This is a genomic window from Mycobacterium sp. TH-M15 (assembly GCF_057473705.1).
On record NZ_JBYCLB010000676.1, the window covers coordinates 1 to 16,247 of the forward strand.

The 16,247-nt window shown below is 69.0% G+C and carries 13 protein-coding genes, 1 tRNA gene and 1 pseudogene; 7 read left to right on the forward strand and 8 right to left on the reverse strand.

What is annotated here, in order from left to right:
- Window positions 1–122 precede the first annotated feature (122 nt).
- Together AC2VNT_RS16510 and AC2VNT_RS16515 are read left to right on the forward strand one after the other, a co-directional pair.
- Entirely contained in the window at window positions 123–2,756 is a 2,634-nt protein-coding gene (locus tag AC2VNT_RS16510) for a (Fe-S)-binding protein (protein WP_486947893.1), read from the forward strand.
- Between the two features lie 43 nt (window positions 2,757–2,799).
- Window positions 2,800–4,092, forward strand: coding sequence for a pyridoxal phosphate-dependent aminotransferase (locus AC2VNT_RS16515; RefSeq protein WP_486947894.1), 1,293 nt, complete (start codon window positions 2,800–2,802; stop codon window positions 4,090–4,092).
- A 25-nt stretch (window positions 4,093–4,117) separates the two neighbouring features.
- Here the strand turns inward: AC2VNT_RS16515 and AC2VNT_RS16520 are convergent, their stop codons facing one another.
- Window positions 4,118–5,560 carry a carotenoid oxygenase family protein gene (locus AC2VNT_RS16520; RefSeq protein WP_486947882.1) on the reverse strand — a complete coding sequence of 481 codons (1,443 nt, stop codon included), beginning with the start codon at window positions 5,558–5,560 and terminating at the stop codon, window positions 4,118–4,120.
- Window positions 5,561–5,628: 68 nt separating this feature from the next.
- On the opposite strand from AC2VNT_RS16520, the gene AC2VNT_RS16525 reads away from it, so the two are divergent.
- Window positions 5,629–6,273 (forward strand): TetR/AcrR family transcriptional regulator, encoded by a 645-nt coding sequence (locus AC2VNT_RS16525; protein ID WP_486947883.1) that lies wholly within the window; start codon window positions 5,629–5,631, stop codon window positions 6,271–6,273.
- A gap of 297 nt (window positions 6,274–6,570) precedes the next feature.
- Window positions 6,571–7,020 (forward strand): type II toxin-antitoxin system VapC family toxin, encoded by a 450-nt coding sequence (locus AC2VNT_RS16530; protein WP_486947884.1) that lies wholly within the window; start codon window positions 6,571–6,573, stop codon window positions 7,018–7,020.
- A 34-nt stretch (window positions 7,021–7,054) separates the two neighbouring features.
- Here AC2VNT_RS16530 and rfbA read toward each other — a convergent pair whose 3' ends face one another.
- The 6 genes from rfbA to dcd all read right to left on the reverse strand — a co-directional run bounded on the left by rfbA (window position 7,055) and on the right by dcd (window position 13,039).
- Window positions 7,055–7,921 (reverse strand): glucose-1-phosphate thymidylyltransferase RfbA, encoded by an 867-nt coding sequence (gene rfbA / locus AC2VNT_RS16535; protein WP_486947885.1) that lies wholly within the window; start codon window positions 7,919–7,921, stop codon window positions 7,055–7,057.
- Window positions 7,922–7,939: 18 nt separating this feature from the next.
- Window positions 7,940–8,323 carry a nuclear transport factor 2-like protein gene (locus tag AC2VNT_RS16540; protein ID WP_486947886.1) on the reverse strand — a complete coding sequence of 128 codons (384 nt, stop codon included), beginning with the start codon at window positions 8,321–8,323 and terminating at the stop codon, window positions 7,940–7,942.
- A gap of 28 nt (window positions 8,324–8,351) precedes the next feature.
- Window positions 8,352–9,107 carry a maleylpyruvate isomerase family mycothiol-dependent enzyme gene (locus tag AC2VNT_RS16545; protein ID WP_486947887.1) on the reverse strand — a complete coding sequence of 252 codons (756 nt, stop codon included), beginning with the start codon at window positions 9,105–9,107 and terminating at the stop codon, window positions 8,352–8,354.
- A gap of 9 nt (window positions 9,108–9,116) precedes the next feature.
- Window positions 9,117–10,802 (reverse strand): DUF7159 family protein, encoded by a 1,686-nt coding sequence (locus AC2VNT_RS16550; RefSeq protein WP_486947888.1) that lies wholly within the window; start codon window positions 10,800–10,802, stop codon window positions 9,117–9,119.
- 61 nt (window positions 10,803–10,863) lie between these two features.
- Window positions 10,864–12,405, reverse strand: coding sequence for a DUF7159 family protein (locus AC2VNT_RS16555; RefSeq protein ID WP_486947889.1), 1,542 nt, complete (start codon window positions 12,403–12,405; stop codon window positions 10,864–10,866).
- 61 nt (window positions 12,406–12,466) lie between these two features.
- The gene (gene dcd / locus AC2VNT_RS16560; RefSeq protein WP_486947890.1) at window positions 12,467–13,039 is read right to left on the reverse strand and encodes a dCTP deaminase; all 573 of its coding nucleotides are present in this window, start codon (window positions 13,037–13,039) and stop codon (window positions 12,467–12,469) included.
- A 48-nt stretch (window positions 13,040–13,087) separates the two neighbouring features.
- Between dcd and AC2VNT_RS16565 the strand changes: the two genes are divergently transcribed.
- The 3 genes from AC2VNT_RS16565 (at window position 13,088) to AC2VNT_RS16575 (ending at window position 15,154) form a co-directional block, all read left to right on the forward strand.
- Window positions 13,088–13,161, forward strand: a tRNA-Gly gene (locus AC2VNT_RS16565).
- A gap of 95 nt (window positions 13,162–13,256) precedes the next feature.
- Window positions 13,257–14,168 (forward strand): BglII/BstYI family type II restriction endonuclease, encoded by a 912-nt coding sequence (locus AC2VNT_RS16570; RefSeq protein WP_486947891.1) that lies wholly within the window; start codon window positions 13,257–13,259, stop codon window positions 14,166–14,168.
- Between the two features lie 38 nt (window positions 14,169–14,206).
- Window positions 14,207–15,154 (forward strand): MT-A70 family methyltransferase, encoded by a 948-nt coding sequence (locus AC2VNT_RS16575; RefSeq protein WP_486947892.1) that lies wholly within the window; start codon window positions 14,207–14,209, stop codon window positions 15,152–15,154.
- A gap of 4 nt (window positions 15,155–15,158) precedes the next feature.
- Here the strand turns inward: AC2VNT_RS16575 and AC2VNT_RS16580 are convergent.
- Window positions 15,159–16,181, reverse strand: a pseudogene (locus AC2VNT_RS16580) (tyrosine-type recombinase/integrase); the annotation flags it as partial.
- Window positions 16,182–16,247 lie beyond the last annotated feature (66 nt).

Sequence of the window (16,247 nt, forward strand, 5' to 3'; positions counted from 1 at the left end):
AACACGCATTGAGCATGCCCTGGAGTTGAGTCGCCGCCCAGCGACAACCCGGCAATAGCGCTGCTCACTGCGGAGTAACCGACGGATGGGAGAGACGCTCCGTGATCACCGAGAACACCCAGATGCTGATCCGGGTCGTCGTCGGCCTGTCGATGACCGCGATCGTAGGACTCTTCGCCGCCAGGCGGGTCTGGTGGCTGTACCGGATGATCATGGCCGGCCAGCCTGCCAGCGGTCGCACCAAAGACCTGGTCACCCGGATCACCACCCAGATCAAAGAGGTGTTCGGCCAGACCCGGCTGTTGAAATGGACGATCCCGGGGCTGGCGCACTTCTTCACCATGTGGGCGTTCTTCGTCCTGCTCACCGTCTACATCGAGGCATACGGGCTGCTGTTCAGGAACAACTTCGCCATCCCGGTCATCAGTCACTGGAACGCGCTCGGCTTCCTGCAGGACTTCTTCATCACCGCGGTCTCCATCGCGATCGTGGTGTTCATGATCATCCGGACCAAGCTCAATCCCCGCGAGATCGGCCGGTCGTCACGGTTTTACGGATCGCACAACGGCGGGGCGTGGCTGATCCTGATCATGATCGGGTTCGTGGTGCTGACGTTCCTGCCGCTGCGCGGCGCGGCCGTCAACAACGGCACCCTGCCCTACGGCAACGGGGCGTTCCTGTCCCAGTTGATGGGCAAGGCGATGTCGGGGTTGAGCCGCACCGCCAACGAATGGATCGAGACCGGTTCGCTGCTGGCCCACATCGGTGTGATGCTGGCCTTCCTGATCATCGTGTTGCACTCCAAGCACCTGCACATCTTCCTGGCGCCGATCAGCGTCACGTTCAAGCGGCTGCCCAACGCGCTGGGTCCGCTGCTGCCGATGGAATTCGACGGCAAGCCAATCGATTTCGAGAACCCGCCGGAGGATGCGGTGTTCGGGCGCGGCAAGATCGAGGACTTCACCTGGAAGGGCATGCTCGACTTCGCCACCTGCACCGAGTGCGGCCGCTGCCAGTCGCAGTGCCCGGCCTGGAACACCGGCAAGCCGCTATCACCGAAACTGCTGATCATGGATCTGCGCGACCACTGGATGGCCAAGGCGCCCTATCTGCTGGGCCAGCAGGAGGCGCCGACCGGCGAGGTCGACCTGAGCAACGCGCCGCACGCGCCGGGACACCATGTGCCCGAGCAGGGCTTCCCGCGGGTCGGCGGCCACGGTCCCGAGCAGGCGGCCCGGCCGCTGGTCGGCACGGCAGAGCAGGGCGGGGTGATCGACCCCGACGTGCTGTGGTCGTGCACCAACTGCGGCGCCTGCGTGGAGCAGTGCCCGGTGGACATCGAGCACGTCGACCACATCCTGGATATGCGCCGCTACCAGGTGCTGGTTGAGTCGGAGTTCCCGTCCGAGCTGAGCGGGCTGTTCAAGAACCTGGAGACCAAGGGCAACCCGTGGGGCGAGAGCGCCAAGGGGCGGACCAGCTGGATCGACGAAGTCGACTTCGACGTTCCGGTCTACGGCCAGGACGTGAAGAGCTTCGCCGGGTTCGAGTACCTGTTCTGGGTCGGTTGCGCCGGCGCCTTCGAGGACCGCGCCAAGAAGACCACCAAGGCCGTCGCCGAACTGCTGGCCATCGCCGGAGTGAAGTTCCTGGTGCTGGGCACCGGCGAGACCTGCACCGGCGACCCGGCCCGACGGTCCGGCAACGAATTCCTGTTCCAGCAGCTGGCCTCGCAGAACGTCGAGACGCTGGACGAGCTGTTCGACGGCATGGAGAAGATCGACCGGAAGATCATCGCCCCCTGCCCGCACTGCTTCAACACGATCAGTCGGGAGTACCCGCAGCTGGGCAGCGAATACACCGTGCTGCACCACAGTCAGGTGCTCAACCGGCTGGTCCGGGACAAGAAGCTGGTGCCGGTGACGCGGGTGTCCCAAGACATCACCTACCACGACCCGTGCTTCCTGGGCCGGCACAACAAGATCTACGAGCCGCCGCGCGAGATGGTCGCCGCGGCCGGCGCGAACCTGGTCGAGATGCCGCGCAGCCGTGACCGGTCGTTCTGCTGCGGAGCCGGCGGCGCCCGGATGTGGATGGAAGAACACATCGGCAAGCGGGTCAACCACGAACGCGTCGATGAGGCGCTGGCCACCGGGGCCACCACCATCGCCACCGCGTGCCCGTTCTGCCGGGTGATGATCACCGACGGCGTCGACGACCGGCAGGAGGCCGCCGGGCGTACCGGCGTCGCGGTGCGCGACATCGCCCAGCTGCTGCTGCAGTCGGTGGACCGCAGCTCGGTGACGCTGCCGGCCAAGGGCACCGCAGCCGAGCAGGCCGCCGCCGCGGCACCGGTGGCACCGGTGGCACCGGCCAAACCATCGGCTCCGGTGGCCACCGCACCCACGGTCGCCGTGGCCGCACCGGCCCCCGCGCGCGAGGAAGCAAAGCCGGTCACCGGCCTGGGCATGGCCGCCGGCGCCAAGCGGCCCGGGGCGAAGAAGCCGGCCGCGCAGGCGTCGGCACCGGCCGCGCCCGCAGCCCCGCCCGCTGCCCCCGCCAAGGGGTTGGGCATCGCGGCCGGCGCCAAGCGTCCCGGCGCCAAGAAACCCGCCGCCGCCCAGCCGGCGGCTCCGGCGGAACCGCCGGCCACCGCGGCCGAACCGGCTGGCGCCGAGGAGGCCAGACCGGCGCCGCAGCCGCCGGCCAAGGGCTTGGGTATCGCCAAGGGAGCACGCCCGCCCGGCAAACACTGAACGGTGTCGGAGCGGTCACGGTCTCGGGCTCAGCAAAATTCTGCTGGACACGTCTGGCACCATTGTTGAGGTGACCGCCCATCAGCTGCCCTGGCACGCCACCGGCGTCCAGCAGCGGCAACGCACGTTCGCGCAGTCCACCAAGCTGCAGGACGTCTGCTATGAGATCCGCGGCCCGGTGCACGCCCACGCGGCCCGGATGGAGGCCGAGGGGCACCGCATCCTCAAGCTGAACATCGGCAACCCGGCGCCGTTCGGCTTCGAGGCGCCGGACGTGATCATGCGGGACATGATCCAGGCGCTGCCGTATGCGCAGGGCTACTCCGACTCACAGGGCATCTTGTCGGCGCGCCGGGCGGTGGTCACCCGCTACGAGCTGGTCGAGGGTTTCCCTCGGTTCGACGTCGACGACGTCTACCTGGGCAACGGGGTCTCCGAGCTGATCACCCTGGTGCTGCAGGCGCTGCTGGACAACGGCGACCAGGTGCTGATCCCGGCGCCGGACTATCCGCTCTGGACGGCGTCGACCTCGCTGGCCGGGGGTACGCCGGTGCACTATCTCTGCGACGAGACCCAGGACTGGCAGCCCGACATCGCCGATCTGGAGGCGAAGATCACCGAGCGCACCAAGGCGCTGGTGGTTATCAACCCGAACAACCCCACCGGCGCCGTCTACGGCCGGGAGGTGCTCACCCAGATCGCCGAGCTGGCCCGCAAGCATCAGCTGCTGCTGCTGGCCGACGAGATCTACGACAAGATCCTCTACGACGACGCAGAGCACACCAACCTGGCGTCGGTCGCCCCGGACCTGCTCTGCCTGACCTTCAACGGGCTCTCCAAGGCGTACCGGGTGGCCGGATACCGGGCCGGCTGGCTGGCGATCACCGGCCCCAAGGAGCACGCGAGCAGCTTCCTGGAGGGCATCAACCTGATGGCCAGCATGCGGCTCTGCCCGAACGTGCCGGCCCAGCACGCCATCCAGGTCGCCCTGGGCGGCCACCAGAGCATCGACGACCTGGTGCTACCCGGCGGTCGGCTGCTCGAGCAGCGCGACGTCGCCTGGACCAAGCTCAACGAGATCCCCGGGGTGTCCTGCGTCAAGCCGGAGGGCGCGCTGTACGCGTTCCCGCGGCTCGACCCGGAGGTCTACCCGATCGAGGACGACGAGCAGCTGGTGCTCGAGCTGTTGCTGCAGGAGAAGATCCTGGTCACCCAGGGCACCGGCTTCAACTGGCCGGCCCCGGATCACCTGCGGATCGTGACGCTGCCGTGGGCGCGCGATCTGGCCCACGCGATCGAGCGGCTGGGCAACTTCCTGGTCAGCTACCGGGCCTAGCTCCGCCCCCCGCCGGCTCGCCGCCTCACTGCCCGGTCGGCACCCAGTTGCCGTGGAAACCGGTCGGAACGCGGTGCGGCAGTTGGATGCTCGCGATGTCGTCGAGGCTCTGCGCGTCCAGGATGGCCAGCCGGCTGCGGTCGGTCGTCTGGTCGTAGACGAAGCCCATCAGCACGCCGTCGTCCTCGGCGGCATCCGGCGCCGACGGCTCGAAGACGAACTCGCCCAGCCCGTTTCCGGCGCCGAACGAGCGGGTCGCGGTCGTTCCCTGGGCCAGGTCGTGCTTGAGCAACGTCGAATCCGACGACACGTCGCGGACCCCGACCGAGTAGCCGAACCGGTGCGGCTTGCCGAGCAGGCGTTCGTCGACCCGGGGGAACTCCTGGCTGCGGTCGTCGAACCGGGACTCTCGGACCTTGCCGCCGGCCAGGTCGACGGTCCAGCGGTCCAGCGTCGGCGGACCCTCGGCCGGACCGTGCAGGTCGGTGTCGAACATCTTGGGGTGGCGCACCACGTCGAGCACCACGGTGTCGCCGTCGTCGTAGGCGTTCATCGGGTGGAAGACGTAGCACGGCTCCACGTCGAACCACCGCACGTCCGAGTTGCCGCCGTCGCGGGGCATCACCCCGACCCGCGCCGGGTACTTCGGGTTCCACCGGTAGGGCATGCGGCGAGCGCGGCCCTTCGGTGTTGCCAGCCGAGCGGTGATCGGGTCGGGGATCCGCACCCGTCCGATCAGCGCGGACACGATCAGCCGCGCCGGAAGGCGTAGCCCCCGCGGTACGTATGCCTCGGCGATCTGGCGGGCGTCGAACGTCACCGGCAGGTCGTAGAAAATCACGTGCTTCTCGGTGAGCGAGAAGTCGTGCATCATCGGCGATCCGGTGACCTCGACGTCCACCGTGCGCCGGGCCCGCCCGTCGGTGCCGATCACCGAGTACTGCACCGTGTTGCCGCGGTTGAACGCGTACGAGACCGCGTGCAGCTCGCCGGTGTCCGGATCGCGCTTGGGGTGCGCGGTGTAGCCGCCGGGCAGGGTGCCGTCGAAGTCGCAGACGCCGACGGTGTCGAGTTCCTCGGTCAGCTCGTAGCAGGCGATGCCGGCCTCGATCAAGGCGAGGGTGCGCCCGGCGTGTCCGATCACGTTGGTGTTGGCGCCGGTTCCCACCGGCCCCACGTGGCGGTCGCACGGAGGTTGTTCGCCGAGCGCTTTCGCGGTCTGCGGACCGCGGACGTAGCGGTTGCGGTACCACTCGGCCTTGCCGCCGCGGATCCGCACCCCGTGTACCATGCCGTCGCCGGAGAACCAGTGGTAGACGGCCGGGTCGATCTCGCCGACCGGGTTGGGGCCGTTACGCAGGTAGCGCCCGTCGAGGTGGTCGGGGATGGTTCCGGTCACGGCCAGGTCGGTGAGGGTGTATTCCCGCTGGATCGGGGCGAAGCCGCCCTCTAGGTATGGATTGGTCATCGGAGCGCCTCCCGTTCATAACGGTGTTATGCAGTCATATATAACATCGTTATGGCAGGATGGCAAGGGTGGGTTTGAGTCCGCGGGAGCGCCTGGTCGAAGCGGGAACCCGGCTGCTGGAACGCGACGGCCCGGAGGGGCTGCAGGCCCGCAAGGTGGCCGCCGAGATCGGCGCCTCGACGATGGCCGTCTACACCCACTTCGGCGGGATGACCGGCCTGGTCGAGGCGATCGTGGAGGCGGCGTTCCAACGGTTCGGCGCCGCACTCGCCTCGGCTCCGACGACCGACGACCCGGTGGCCGACTTCTTCGTGATGGGGTACGCCTACCGGGGGTTCGCGCTGGAGAGCCCGCAGCGGTACCGGCTGATGTTCGGTCTGGCCTCGCCGCAACTGGTCAGCCCGCCGAGCACCGAGCCGCCGGTGGAGTCGGCGACGTTCGGCCAACTGGTGACCGTGGTGCAGCGGATCGTCGCCACCGGCCGGATCCGCGCCGACGATGTGGTGGAGCTGGCCTACCGCATCTGGAGCATGATCCACGGAGTGGTGCTGCTGGAGATCGTCGGCGCATTCGGACCGGACGGCCACGCGCTCACCCACATCCTCGGCCCGATGACCGTCGACATGTTCGTCGGCATGGGCGACGCCCGGAAAGACACCGAAAAGTCGATGCAGCGTGCGGTGGAGGCGATCCTCTGCCAGCACAGCGGTTGAAGGCTAAAATGCATGCCTGACTCAGGTCACCTGACGTGCGCCCGACGAGATTGTCGAGCGGGTGCGCCAGGTGGCGTCGCGATGTAGCTGGAGCGTCAACGAATATCTCACCCGATTGGCGCAAGCCGGGACGGACCCTGCCCTCGCCGGAGACGATGCCGACCGGCTTCGTGAGCGCCTGGCGCTGGCCGAAGGAGGCGATCGGCGCGGCCGGCCGGACGGCGACGCGGTGGCCCGCGCGCGGAAGTCGGCCGGTCAGGGCACGCCGTTGTCGCGGCTGGTCGTAGGCGATAGAGGGTGAGCGTCGGCATCTTTGCCGACTCTTCCGCACTGGTCAAGCTCTACGCCGACGAGCAAGACTCCGCCGACGTCAGGGGGCTGTCGCACCTGGTGGTCAGCCAGATGGCCCGAGTCGAGATGCCGGCGGCCCGGTGGCGGAAGCATCGGATGGGTGAGCTCGCGGCGACCCATGCCGCGGTCCTCGTTGCCGACTTCGAAGCCGACTACTTCGGCGACATCGGCCATCCGCCGCGGTTCTCGGTCATCGCGGTCACCGCCGCCGTCGCCGATGCTGCCGCGCGCCTCGTCGGCGTGCACTGCCTGCGGGCCTACGACGCGATGCAGTTGGCGAGTGCCTTGGCCGCAGCCGACGCGGTACCGGAGGGCATCGACTTCCTCGCCTACGACGACGCGCTCACCGCCGCCGCAGCAGCCGAAGGGTTGACGGCGCCCGCGCTGCGCCGCTGATCTCGCGCAACCGCCGCAACCGCCGCAACCGCCGCTACCGCCTCTCCAGCAGCTCCTGCAGATACCCGCCGTAGCCGGACTTGAGCAGGGTCTCGGCGCGGCGGGCCAGCTGCTCGTCGTCGATGAAGCCCATCCGCCAGGCCACCTCCTCGGGGATGCTGATCTTCAGGCCCTGCCGGCGTTCGACCGTGCGGACGTAGTCGCTGGCGTCCAGCAGCGAATCGAACGTGCCGGTGTCCAGCCACGCGGTGCCGCGGGCCAGCACCTCGACGGCCAGCCGGCCCTGGTCGAGGTAGGCCTGGTTGATCTCGGTGATCTCGTACTCGCCGCGCGCCGACGGCCGCAGCCCGCGGGCGATCTCGACCACGTCGTTGTCGTAGAAGTACAGCCCGGGGATGGCGTACTGCGATTTGGGCGCGGCCGGTTTCTCCACCACCGCGACCGGCTTGCCGTCGCCGTCGAACTCCACCACCCCGTACGCCGACGGATTCGCCACCCAGTAGGCGAATACCGATGCGCCGCTAACCGATTGGAAGCGCCCCAGGCTGGTGCCCAGACCGGGGCCGTGGAAGATGTTGTCGCCCAGCACCAGCGCCACCGAATCGGTGCCGATGTGGTCGGCGCCGATCACGAACGCCCGGGCCAGGCCGTCGGGCTGGTCCTGGATCGCGTAGCTGATGTCGACTCCGAAATCGGCCCCGTCGCCGAGCAGCCGACGGAACCCGGGCGCGTCGTCGGCGGTGGTGATCACCTGGATGGCCCGGATACCGGCCATCATCAGGGTGGACAGCGGGTAGTAGATCAGCGGCTTGTCGTAGACCGGCAGCAGCTGTTTGCTGACCCCCATGGTGATCGGGTACAGGCGGGTGCCCGAACCGCCGGCCAGGATGATGCCGCGCATTTGGTGAAGCCTAACGGGTCAGTCGACGCGATCGGTCTCGGTGAGGTCGGTGGCGGCCAAGGCGGAAGCCAGGTCGGCGTGGTGGAAGACCGAGGTGACGTGGTCGTCGACCACCCGGAACGCGGCGGCGGTCGGGCCGTCGGCGCCGGCGTCGGCGTCGGCGTCGGCGTCGGCGGAGGTCAGCTCGACCACCACCACCCCGCCGTGCACGTAGATCCGGCCCACCCCGGCGTTGACGTTCGCCCCGGCCGCCCACCGGCGCAGCTCGGCCACCCCCTGGCCGGCGCCGTGGGCGTCGCCGACCTCGATGTCGTCGCTGGAGAGCGTCACCAGGGTGTCCAGGTCGGGTGTGGTCAGCGCGTCGTGCCAGGCCAGGACGGTGGCGATCTCCGATGTGGTCATGGTCTGCAAACTACCCTGTCCGCGCCGGTCAGAACGCGGTCTGGTCCAGCCAGTGCTGCCAGACGGCGGCGTCGCCGAAGACCGCGACATCGGTGTCGGCGACCGGGACGCGGCGCATGATCGCCAGCAGCAGGTCGACGGCGCCGCCGCGCAGCGCGACGGCCCCCTTGCCGTGCTCGTGCGACCAACTGAGGCCGTCCCGGTCGGCTCGCACCGTCCACTCCCCGACCGCACCCAGGTCCGGGTCGGTGGCGTGCAGGTGGATCGCCGCACCGTCGTCCAGCGGCGACCCGGTGCCCTCCGCCCGGATCCGCGGGACGACCAGGTCCAGCCACTCGCTGATCGTGTCGGCGGCCAGCTCGGGGGCGACCCGGAAGTCGCTGCCCACCGCCAGCGCCGCGTCCGCCCGATGCACCACCACCTCGGCCAGCCTGCGCCGGACCCACCAGCTCGCCGGCCGTGTCCCGATGAAGGTCCAGACCGGGGTGTCCGGACCGCCCTGCGTGACGGCGTCGAGCACCCGCTGTGCTCCGTCGTGCAACCAACCGATCGCCGCGTCGGGGTCGTCGGGGGGCTTACCGCCCTCGACGGTGCGCGGGTCCAGCGGGTGGTCGGCCCGGTCGGCGACGATCTGGGCGGACCATCGGTGCCCGCGCCCGACGTGCCGGAACAGTTGGTTGAGGTTCCATTCCGGACAGGTCGGGACCGGGGCGGCCGGGTCGCCGGACCGAATCAGGTCGCCGAATGCGCGATTCTCGTCGAGCAGGGCGGTCGCATAGTCCACCCACCCAGGCTAATTGATCAGCTGCCCGGGTATTCGTCGGTTCGCAACCCCAGGCCCGCGGTGTCCGCTGCCGCCGTGCCCGCTGCCGAAGCCGGGAAGGCCGGGGAACAACCCGCTCTCATGCCCGGCGCCGCGGCCCGGGAACCCCGGGAAGCTGGGTGAGCCGCCGCGGTCTCCTCCGGAGCCGGGGAAGCCGGGGAAGAGCGGCGGCCGGTCGCCGCCGTCGTTGCCCGGCAGACTCGGCGGCGCCTCCGGCGGCTGCTGGCTCGGCGGGTGGAAGATCGGTGGCCACTTCGGCCGCTCGGGATTGTTGGGCGCTGCCGGCGGCTTCTCCGTCAGCCTCGGCGCCTCAGGCGCCGGCAGCTCAACCGGCGGGGCCACCGGTATCGGGACCGGGATCGGGACCGGCGCGGCCGGGGCCGCGGGCACCGGAGCCGGGGCCGCGGGCACCGGAGCCGGGGCGGCTGGCGGTGCAACAACCGGAGCCGGGGCGGCCGGTGGCGGGGCCGGTAGCTGGACGGGCGGCTCGGACCGGTGCGGCGCAGCGGGCGGTGCCACCGGCGGCTTGGCGGGCGGTACCTTCGGCGCCTGGACCGGATGGGCTGGCACGATGATGTTCGGGGCGGGTGGCGGCTGGGTGGCCGCCGTGGGCCGGATGCCGATCGCCAGCGCGACCACCAGCGACGCCACCCCGGCGACGAAGAACACCGCCATCGCGGTTCCGGCCAGCAGGAACGGCCTGCGTGCCGGAGCCGGCTCCGGGAACTCGGCCGGCTCGGCGATACCGGCGACCAGCCGCCGATCGTCTTGGTCACCGGCATCCTCATCGAGTTCGAGGACGGACAGGTAGTCGTCCGATTCGTCGTCGACCGCGCTGTAGGCCAGTGCCTGCTCGCCCACGCCGACGGTGACGTCCGGGTCCGCGCCCGACACGAAGGGGTACCCGAGCTCGACCAGACCCGGGTCGACCACGCCGGTCCCGGGATCCCGAGCCCACGCCAGCGCAGCTGTCGAGGAGTCGAAGAGCGGGGCGTGCGCACTGGCCAGCGCCGCCCCCCGGGCCAGCGCCATCTCAGGTTCCTCGGGCACGCTGATCGGAAGTGGGCTGGCCTCCTCCAGCTCCGCCTTGACCATCCCCACGTTCACCCCCGAGCCGACCAGGAACAGCCCGTCCGGTGCGGACGCCAGTCCACCCGCCCGGGCGGTGATCGAGCCCAGTTCGGCGATCGCCGCGTCGTCGTCGACCGGCAACTCCGTGCGCTGCACCTCGGTGATGGACCCGTCGTCGGAGTCGACCACCGCCAACGTCGCGCTGTCGGGTTCGACGAGCAGCAGCGCCGTGTTCTGGTAGCCCAGCGCACCGCCGACCGTCTGGGTCAGGGCCGCCGCAGACAGAAATACCGACACCAACGTGACGTTGTCGACCTTCTGCGCGGCCAGCGCCTGGTGAAGCCGACGGCCCTGCGCCTGGTCATCGACCGCCACCCCGGTCGAGGTGAGCCGATACCCGGCCTCCGCCGCGCCCTCGCGGGTGCCCAGCACGGCCGACACCACCCGGTCGGGCACGCTCTCCCCGTCGTCGACAGCGACGTCGAAATCATCCTGCTCGACCGTGACGCCGTCGGCGTTCTCACCCTCTACCAGCAGCATCCGCACCGACGCGGGTGTCATAGACACCCCGAGAACGATGTCCACCGCACCTCCTCGTCGCACTGAAGGCGGAAAAGGGCGTTAGCTAATCTTAGCTCTTTGTCGGTCAAAACCCTATCCGCGCGTGAACGCCCGGGATCGGGAGCGGAATCTTAATCCCGGGGCCGCCGGGGCCCCAACCGCCGTCAGCGCCACCCCAACCGCCCGGGCCCGGGCCCCAGCCGCCGGGGCCGTGGCCCCAGCCGCCGGCACCGTGACCCCAGCCGGCATCGCCCGGCGGGCCGCCCGGCAGGCCGGGTATCGGCAGCTGCGGGAGGAGCGGCGGGATGATCGGCGCGGGTGGAGGCGGAGGCAGCGCCGGCGGCGGGGGTGGTGCGGGCGCCGGGGGTGGTGGTGCGGGCGGGGGTGGTGCGGGCGCCGGGGGTGGTGGTGCGGCCGGGGGTGGTGATGCGGCCGGGGGTGGTGATGCGGCCGGGGCGGCCGTGGGCGGCGGAGCGGCCTGCGGCACCGGAGCCGGGGGTGGCTTGGGGGCGGGTGGCTTGGCGGCCGGAAGGTGATGCACGTTGGTGACGATGTTTCCGGCCACGGTGGGCTTGGCTTCGTCCTTCGGGCGGATGCTCACCGCCAGCGCGATCGACAGTGCCGCCACCCCGACGACGAACAGCGCCGCCAGCGCGCTGCCGGTCACCAGGAACGGTTTGCGGCCGTCCTGGTCCGCAGCCGGGCCGAAGTCGAGGTGTCGGGAGTCGACCGGCTGCGGATCGGCGTCGACGGCCGGGCCCGGTGCCAGGGCCGGCAGATACTCGCTCTCCGGGCCGTCCGGCGCGGCGCTGTAGGCCAGCGCGTCGTGGTCTTCGGTGGCGTTGTAGTCCGCCGCAGCGGCCGGCACGTAGGCGTAGGCCGGGCCGATCAGGGCCGAGTCGAGTGACCCGGTCCCCGGGTCCTGGGCCCAAGCCAGCGCCTGAGTCGAGCAGGAGAACAGCGGGGCGTGCGCACTGGCCAGCGCCGCCCCCCTGGCCAGTGCCATCTCCGGTTCCTCGGGGACGCTGACCGGAAGCGGACTGACCCGGTCCAGTTCCGGCTTGATCATGGCGACGTCGACGCCCGAGCCGACCACGAACAGCCCGTCCGGGTGCGACGCCAGTCGGTCGGCACCGGTGACCATCTCGATCAGGTCGGCCACCGCGTGGTCGTCGTCGGCAGGCAGGTCGTGCCGGTGCACCTCGGTGATCGCCCCGTCGGCGGAGTTGACCACCGCCAGGGTGGCGGTCTCCGGCTCGATGAACAGCAACGCGGTCCGGTTCTGCCGGGTGTGGCTGCCGACCTGCTGCGTCAGCGCCGCCGCGGCCAGGAACGCCGAGATCAACATCACCTTCTCGACCTTGTGGGCGGCGAGCGCGTCGCGCAGCCTGGCCGCCTGGTCCTGATCGGTCCAGGTCACCCCGGTCGAGCTGAGCCGATAGCCGCCCGCACTGGCGCCCTCGCGGGTCCCCAGGATCGCCCCGACCACCCGGTCCGGTGCACCGCCGCCGGCCCCGTTCACCGGGATGTCGTCGTGGTCCACGATGGCCCCGTCGGCGTCCTCACCGTGGACCAGCACCATCCGGACCGCCGAGGGCGCCATCGAGACGCCGAGAACGATATCCACACGACTCCCACGACTACCTGCCGGTCGTCGCGGCCCCCTGCCGCGACGCCAACCAGACAGGCTAGCCGGATTTGATGAAGTTCTGATATGAGCGGGACGGCGTCGGGCCCCGCTGGTCCTGGTACTTCGAGCCCGCCCGCGCGCTGCCGTACGGGTGCTCGGCCGGGCTGGTCAGCCGCAGCAGGCAGAGCTGACCGATCTTCATCCCCGGCCACAGGGTGATCGGCAGGTTGGCCACGTTGGACAGCTCCAAGGTGATGTGCCCGGAGAACCCCGGGTCGATGAAGCCGGCCGTCGAATGCGTCAGCAGACCCAGCCGCCCCAGGCTCGACTTACCCTCCAGCCGGCCGGCCAGATCGTCGGGCAGGGTGCAGCGCTCCAGGGTGGAGCCCAGCACGAACTCGCCGGGGTGCAGCACGAACGGCTCACCGTCGAGCGGCTCCACCAGACTGGTCAGCTCGTCTTGCTGCCGCGCGGGGTCGATGTGGGTGTAGCGGGTGTTGTTGAACACCCGGAACAGCCGGTCGAGGCGGACGTCGATGCTGGACGGCTGGATCAGCGTCTCGTCGAACGGGTCGATGCTCAGCCGGCCGGTATCGATCGCCGCCCGCAGGTCGCGATCGGAGAGCAGCACCCGACGAGCGTATCGGTTGACCGGCGGGTGTTAGCCTTCGATGGCATCGCCGATGTAGTTCAATGGCAGAACATCAGCTTCCCAAGCTGAATACGCGGGTTCGATTCCCGTCATCGGCTCCACGCCTGACCAGGGCATATGCCCCGAGCGACCCGCCCGGCCAAGTCGACGGTCCCTTAGCGGTCCCTTGCACGAACGCAGCTGGTAGCTTCCCAGCGTGGATTCGACCAGCCCGTCTGAGACCGGCGACAGCACGGAGGTGCCCAGCGACAACGACGCTGTCGAGGTTGCCGGTGAGGTACGCGAAGTCACAACTGATGGATGGCCGGCGGGCTACGTCTACGGTGCCACTCGTTACGCCGACGTCATCCTCAAGGAGTCATTCGGCGATCGGTTCGCCGACCTCGTCACCGCGCTCGATCAGTTTCGTCCGACCCTTCTGGAGCTTCGGACTGGTGGCGGTGGCCGCACCGTCTTCGTGAAGCGCTTCGATGACTCGTTGGCGGCCATGAAGCATGACGGTCAGAGGATTTGGGGGAAGCAGAACGTCACCATCGTGAAGAACGTCCAGCTGGACGGGACCACTATGCGATCCAGCCGGACCCACAGCCACGAGATCGACATGTTCGGCAAGGGCACGCTCGCAGAACCACTGCCCGGCATCGCAGTCGAGATGGAATGGAATAACAAGGACCCGTTCTACGACCGAGACCTCATCAATTTCCAAGCGTTACACCGTGAAGGCGCTATCGCCATCGGCGTGATCGTGACCCGTGGACCCGAGCTACAGGCGCTCATTGGCGCGACGATCCAGAGTAAGGACGGCGGCAACAAATACGGCGTTTCGTCGACCCATTGGGACAAGCTGATCCCGAAGGTCAACCTCGGCGGTGGCGGCGAGTGCCCCATGATCCTCATTGGGATCGAGCCTCCACGGATCATGGACATCGACCTCGCCTATCAAGTCAGGAAGCACCTCGATGATGCTGCAGACTTCAAGGCCGACTGGCGGAACCGAGGCTTTGACAGCTGGGCGGACGCGAAGGTCGTGCACGACGAGATGAAGGCAAAGGCACGGGCGCTTATGCCGCCGCTAGCTGAAGTCAAGATCAAAGACGAGTCCGACTGAGTGGAACACGCCTCTAAGCAACCTGCGTCCAACAAAGTATGGACCCGCTGCCGTACGATCATCATGAAAGATCTACTCTGTTCGATGAAGATCTACTTTGTTCACTTTCGGGAGGCAGCGTGACAATCACTGACTCTCTTGGCGAGGTATCGGGACTACGTGCCGCACCGCTGAGGGACGCGGCCGAGCCGCCGCCGCTTCCTGTCACGCAAGGTGGGTGGAAGACGGTTCTAGCAGACCCGCCTTGGCGATTCACCAACAGAACCGGAAAGGTCGCGCCAGAGCACCGGCGACTTGACCGCTACTCAACCCTTGACCTGGATGCAATCTGCGACATCCCGGTCTCAAGGGCGGTTGCGCGTGACTCCCACCTGTACTTATGGGTTCCGAACGCGCTTCTCCCCGACGGACTCCGAGTGATGGAGGCATGGGGCTACCGCTACGTGTCAAACGTGATCTGGGCGAAGCGGCGGAAGGATGGTGGACCCGATGGCCGGGGCGTCGGCTTCTACTTCCGCAACGTTACGGAAATCATCCTGTTCGGCGTCCGTGGAAGCATGCGGACGCTTCCACACGCCCGAAGCCAGGTCAACATGATCGAGACCAGGAAGCGGGAGCACTCGCGCAAACCGGACGAGCAGTATTCATTCATTGAGGCGTGCTCGCCCGGTCCGTACCTTGAGTTGTTCGCCCGCCACCCGCAACCCGGCTGGACCGTGTGGGGTGATGAGGCAGACGAAGACATAACGCCGCGAGGGCGAGTGCACAAGGGCTACAGCGGTGGCGCGATTGAGGTTCCGCGCGTCACAAAGCATGTGCGCCTAGACCCGGCGACCGCCGATCGGGTCGGCAAAGAGCTACGCATCCGATACGAGGCGGGCGAAAGCATCCGCCAGATATCCGACGAGACCGGGTATGGCATCACGCGCGTGCGCGGCCTACTCGAACGGGCAGGAACTGCTTTCCGCGGTCGCGGTGCCCCGTAGCCAGCTACCCGTGCAGCGGAATCACATTCCCGCCGTACACCGGGGCAGGCTTCCCCATGGCCTCAAGCGCCGCCATCGCGTCGGCGTGGTCGTCGGTGTCGAACAGGTGTGCATAAATGTCCGTCGTCGTGGTGACCTTCGCGTGGCCCATGAACCGGCTGATCTCCAGCGGCGGTCTCCCCGCCGCGACGCACAAGCTCGCGTACGTGTGGCGAAGCGAGTGGAACCTCAGTTCCGGCGATAGTGCCGCGCTCGGCGTCAGCCGGTTCGCCCGCAGGACGGCGGGCCGGTACACGGCCTTGTAGAACGTCGGGTGCCGCAGCGGAGCCGTCCAGTCGAGCACCAACCGCGCCTCAGCGTCGGCCACCGATAGCGTGGCGAGGGTGTCGGCTTGTCGGCGGGCTTTCGCTTTCGCGGTAGGCGTGGCGGCGCTGCCGTCTCCTGTGGCCGCTCCGCCATCTGCGGGCGAGGCGGCTACACCGGTGGGCCGGGGCCGGGTCAGCGATATAGCGGGCCACAGCGGCGCGGCCGGATCATCGGCGCGCGGGTGCTCGGCAAGGTAGCCGCGCAGCAGTTCCGTCGTCGTCGCCGTGAGCGGCACCTTACGTCGGCTCCCCTTTGTCTTCGGGGCAAGGTACGTTATCGCCGCGCCAACAACCCGGGCCGTCCGTTCCACCCTCAGGCCGCCCGTCTTCATCGGCGCGTTGGGGTTGATCGACGGTTCCGGCAGCAGCACATCCCCGACCTGTAGCCCCGCCAGCTCTGCCGCGCGCAACCCCGTCCATGCAGCCACATGAACAAAGCTGTTGTACGGCCAAGGCGTTGCCGCGACAAGCGCCACCACCTGAGCGGCGGTGAGGAACTGCGCCGGGTCATCGACCACCCCCGGCACGTGGCCTGCGGTGCTTTCGCTCGGCAGCTTCACGTAGTCGGCGGGGTTGCTCGGCAGCCGGCCATCCGCGACCGCCTGCGCCAGCACCATCCGCACAAGGAAGTACGCATGGCGCACGGTAGACGGCTTCTTACCCCAGGGTCTCGGCAAAGTCGCATTTCAGCTGGTCAGCAGTAGTTTGATGGGCCTTTGGGGGTTTCG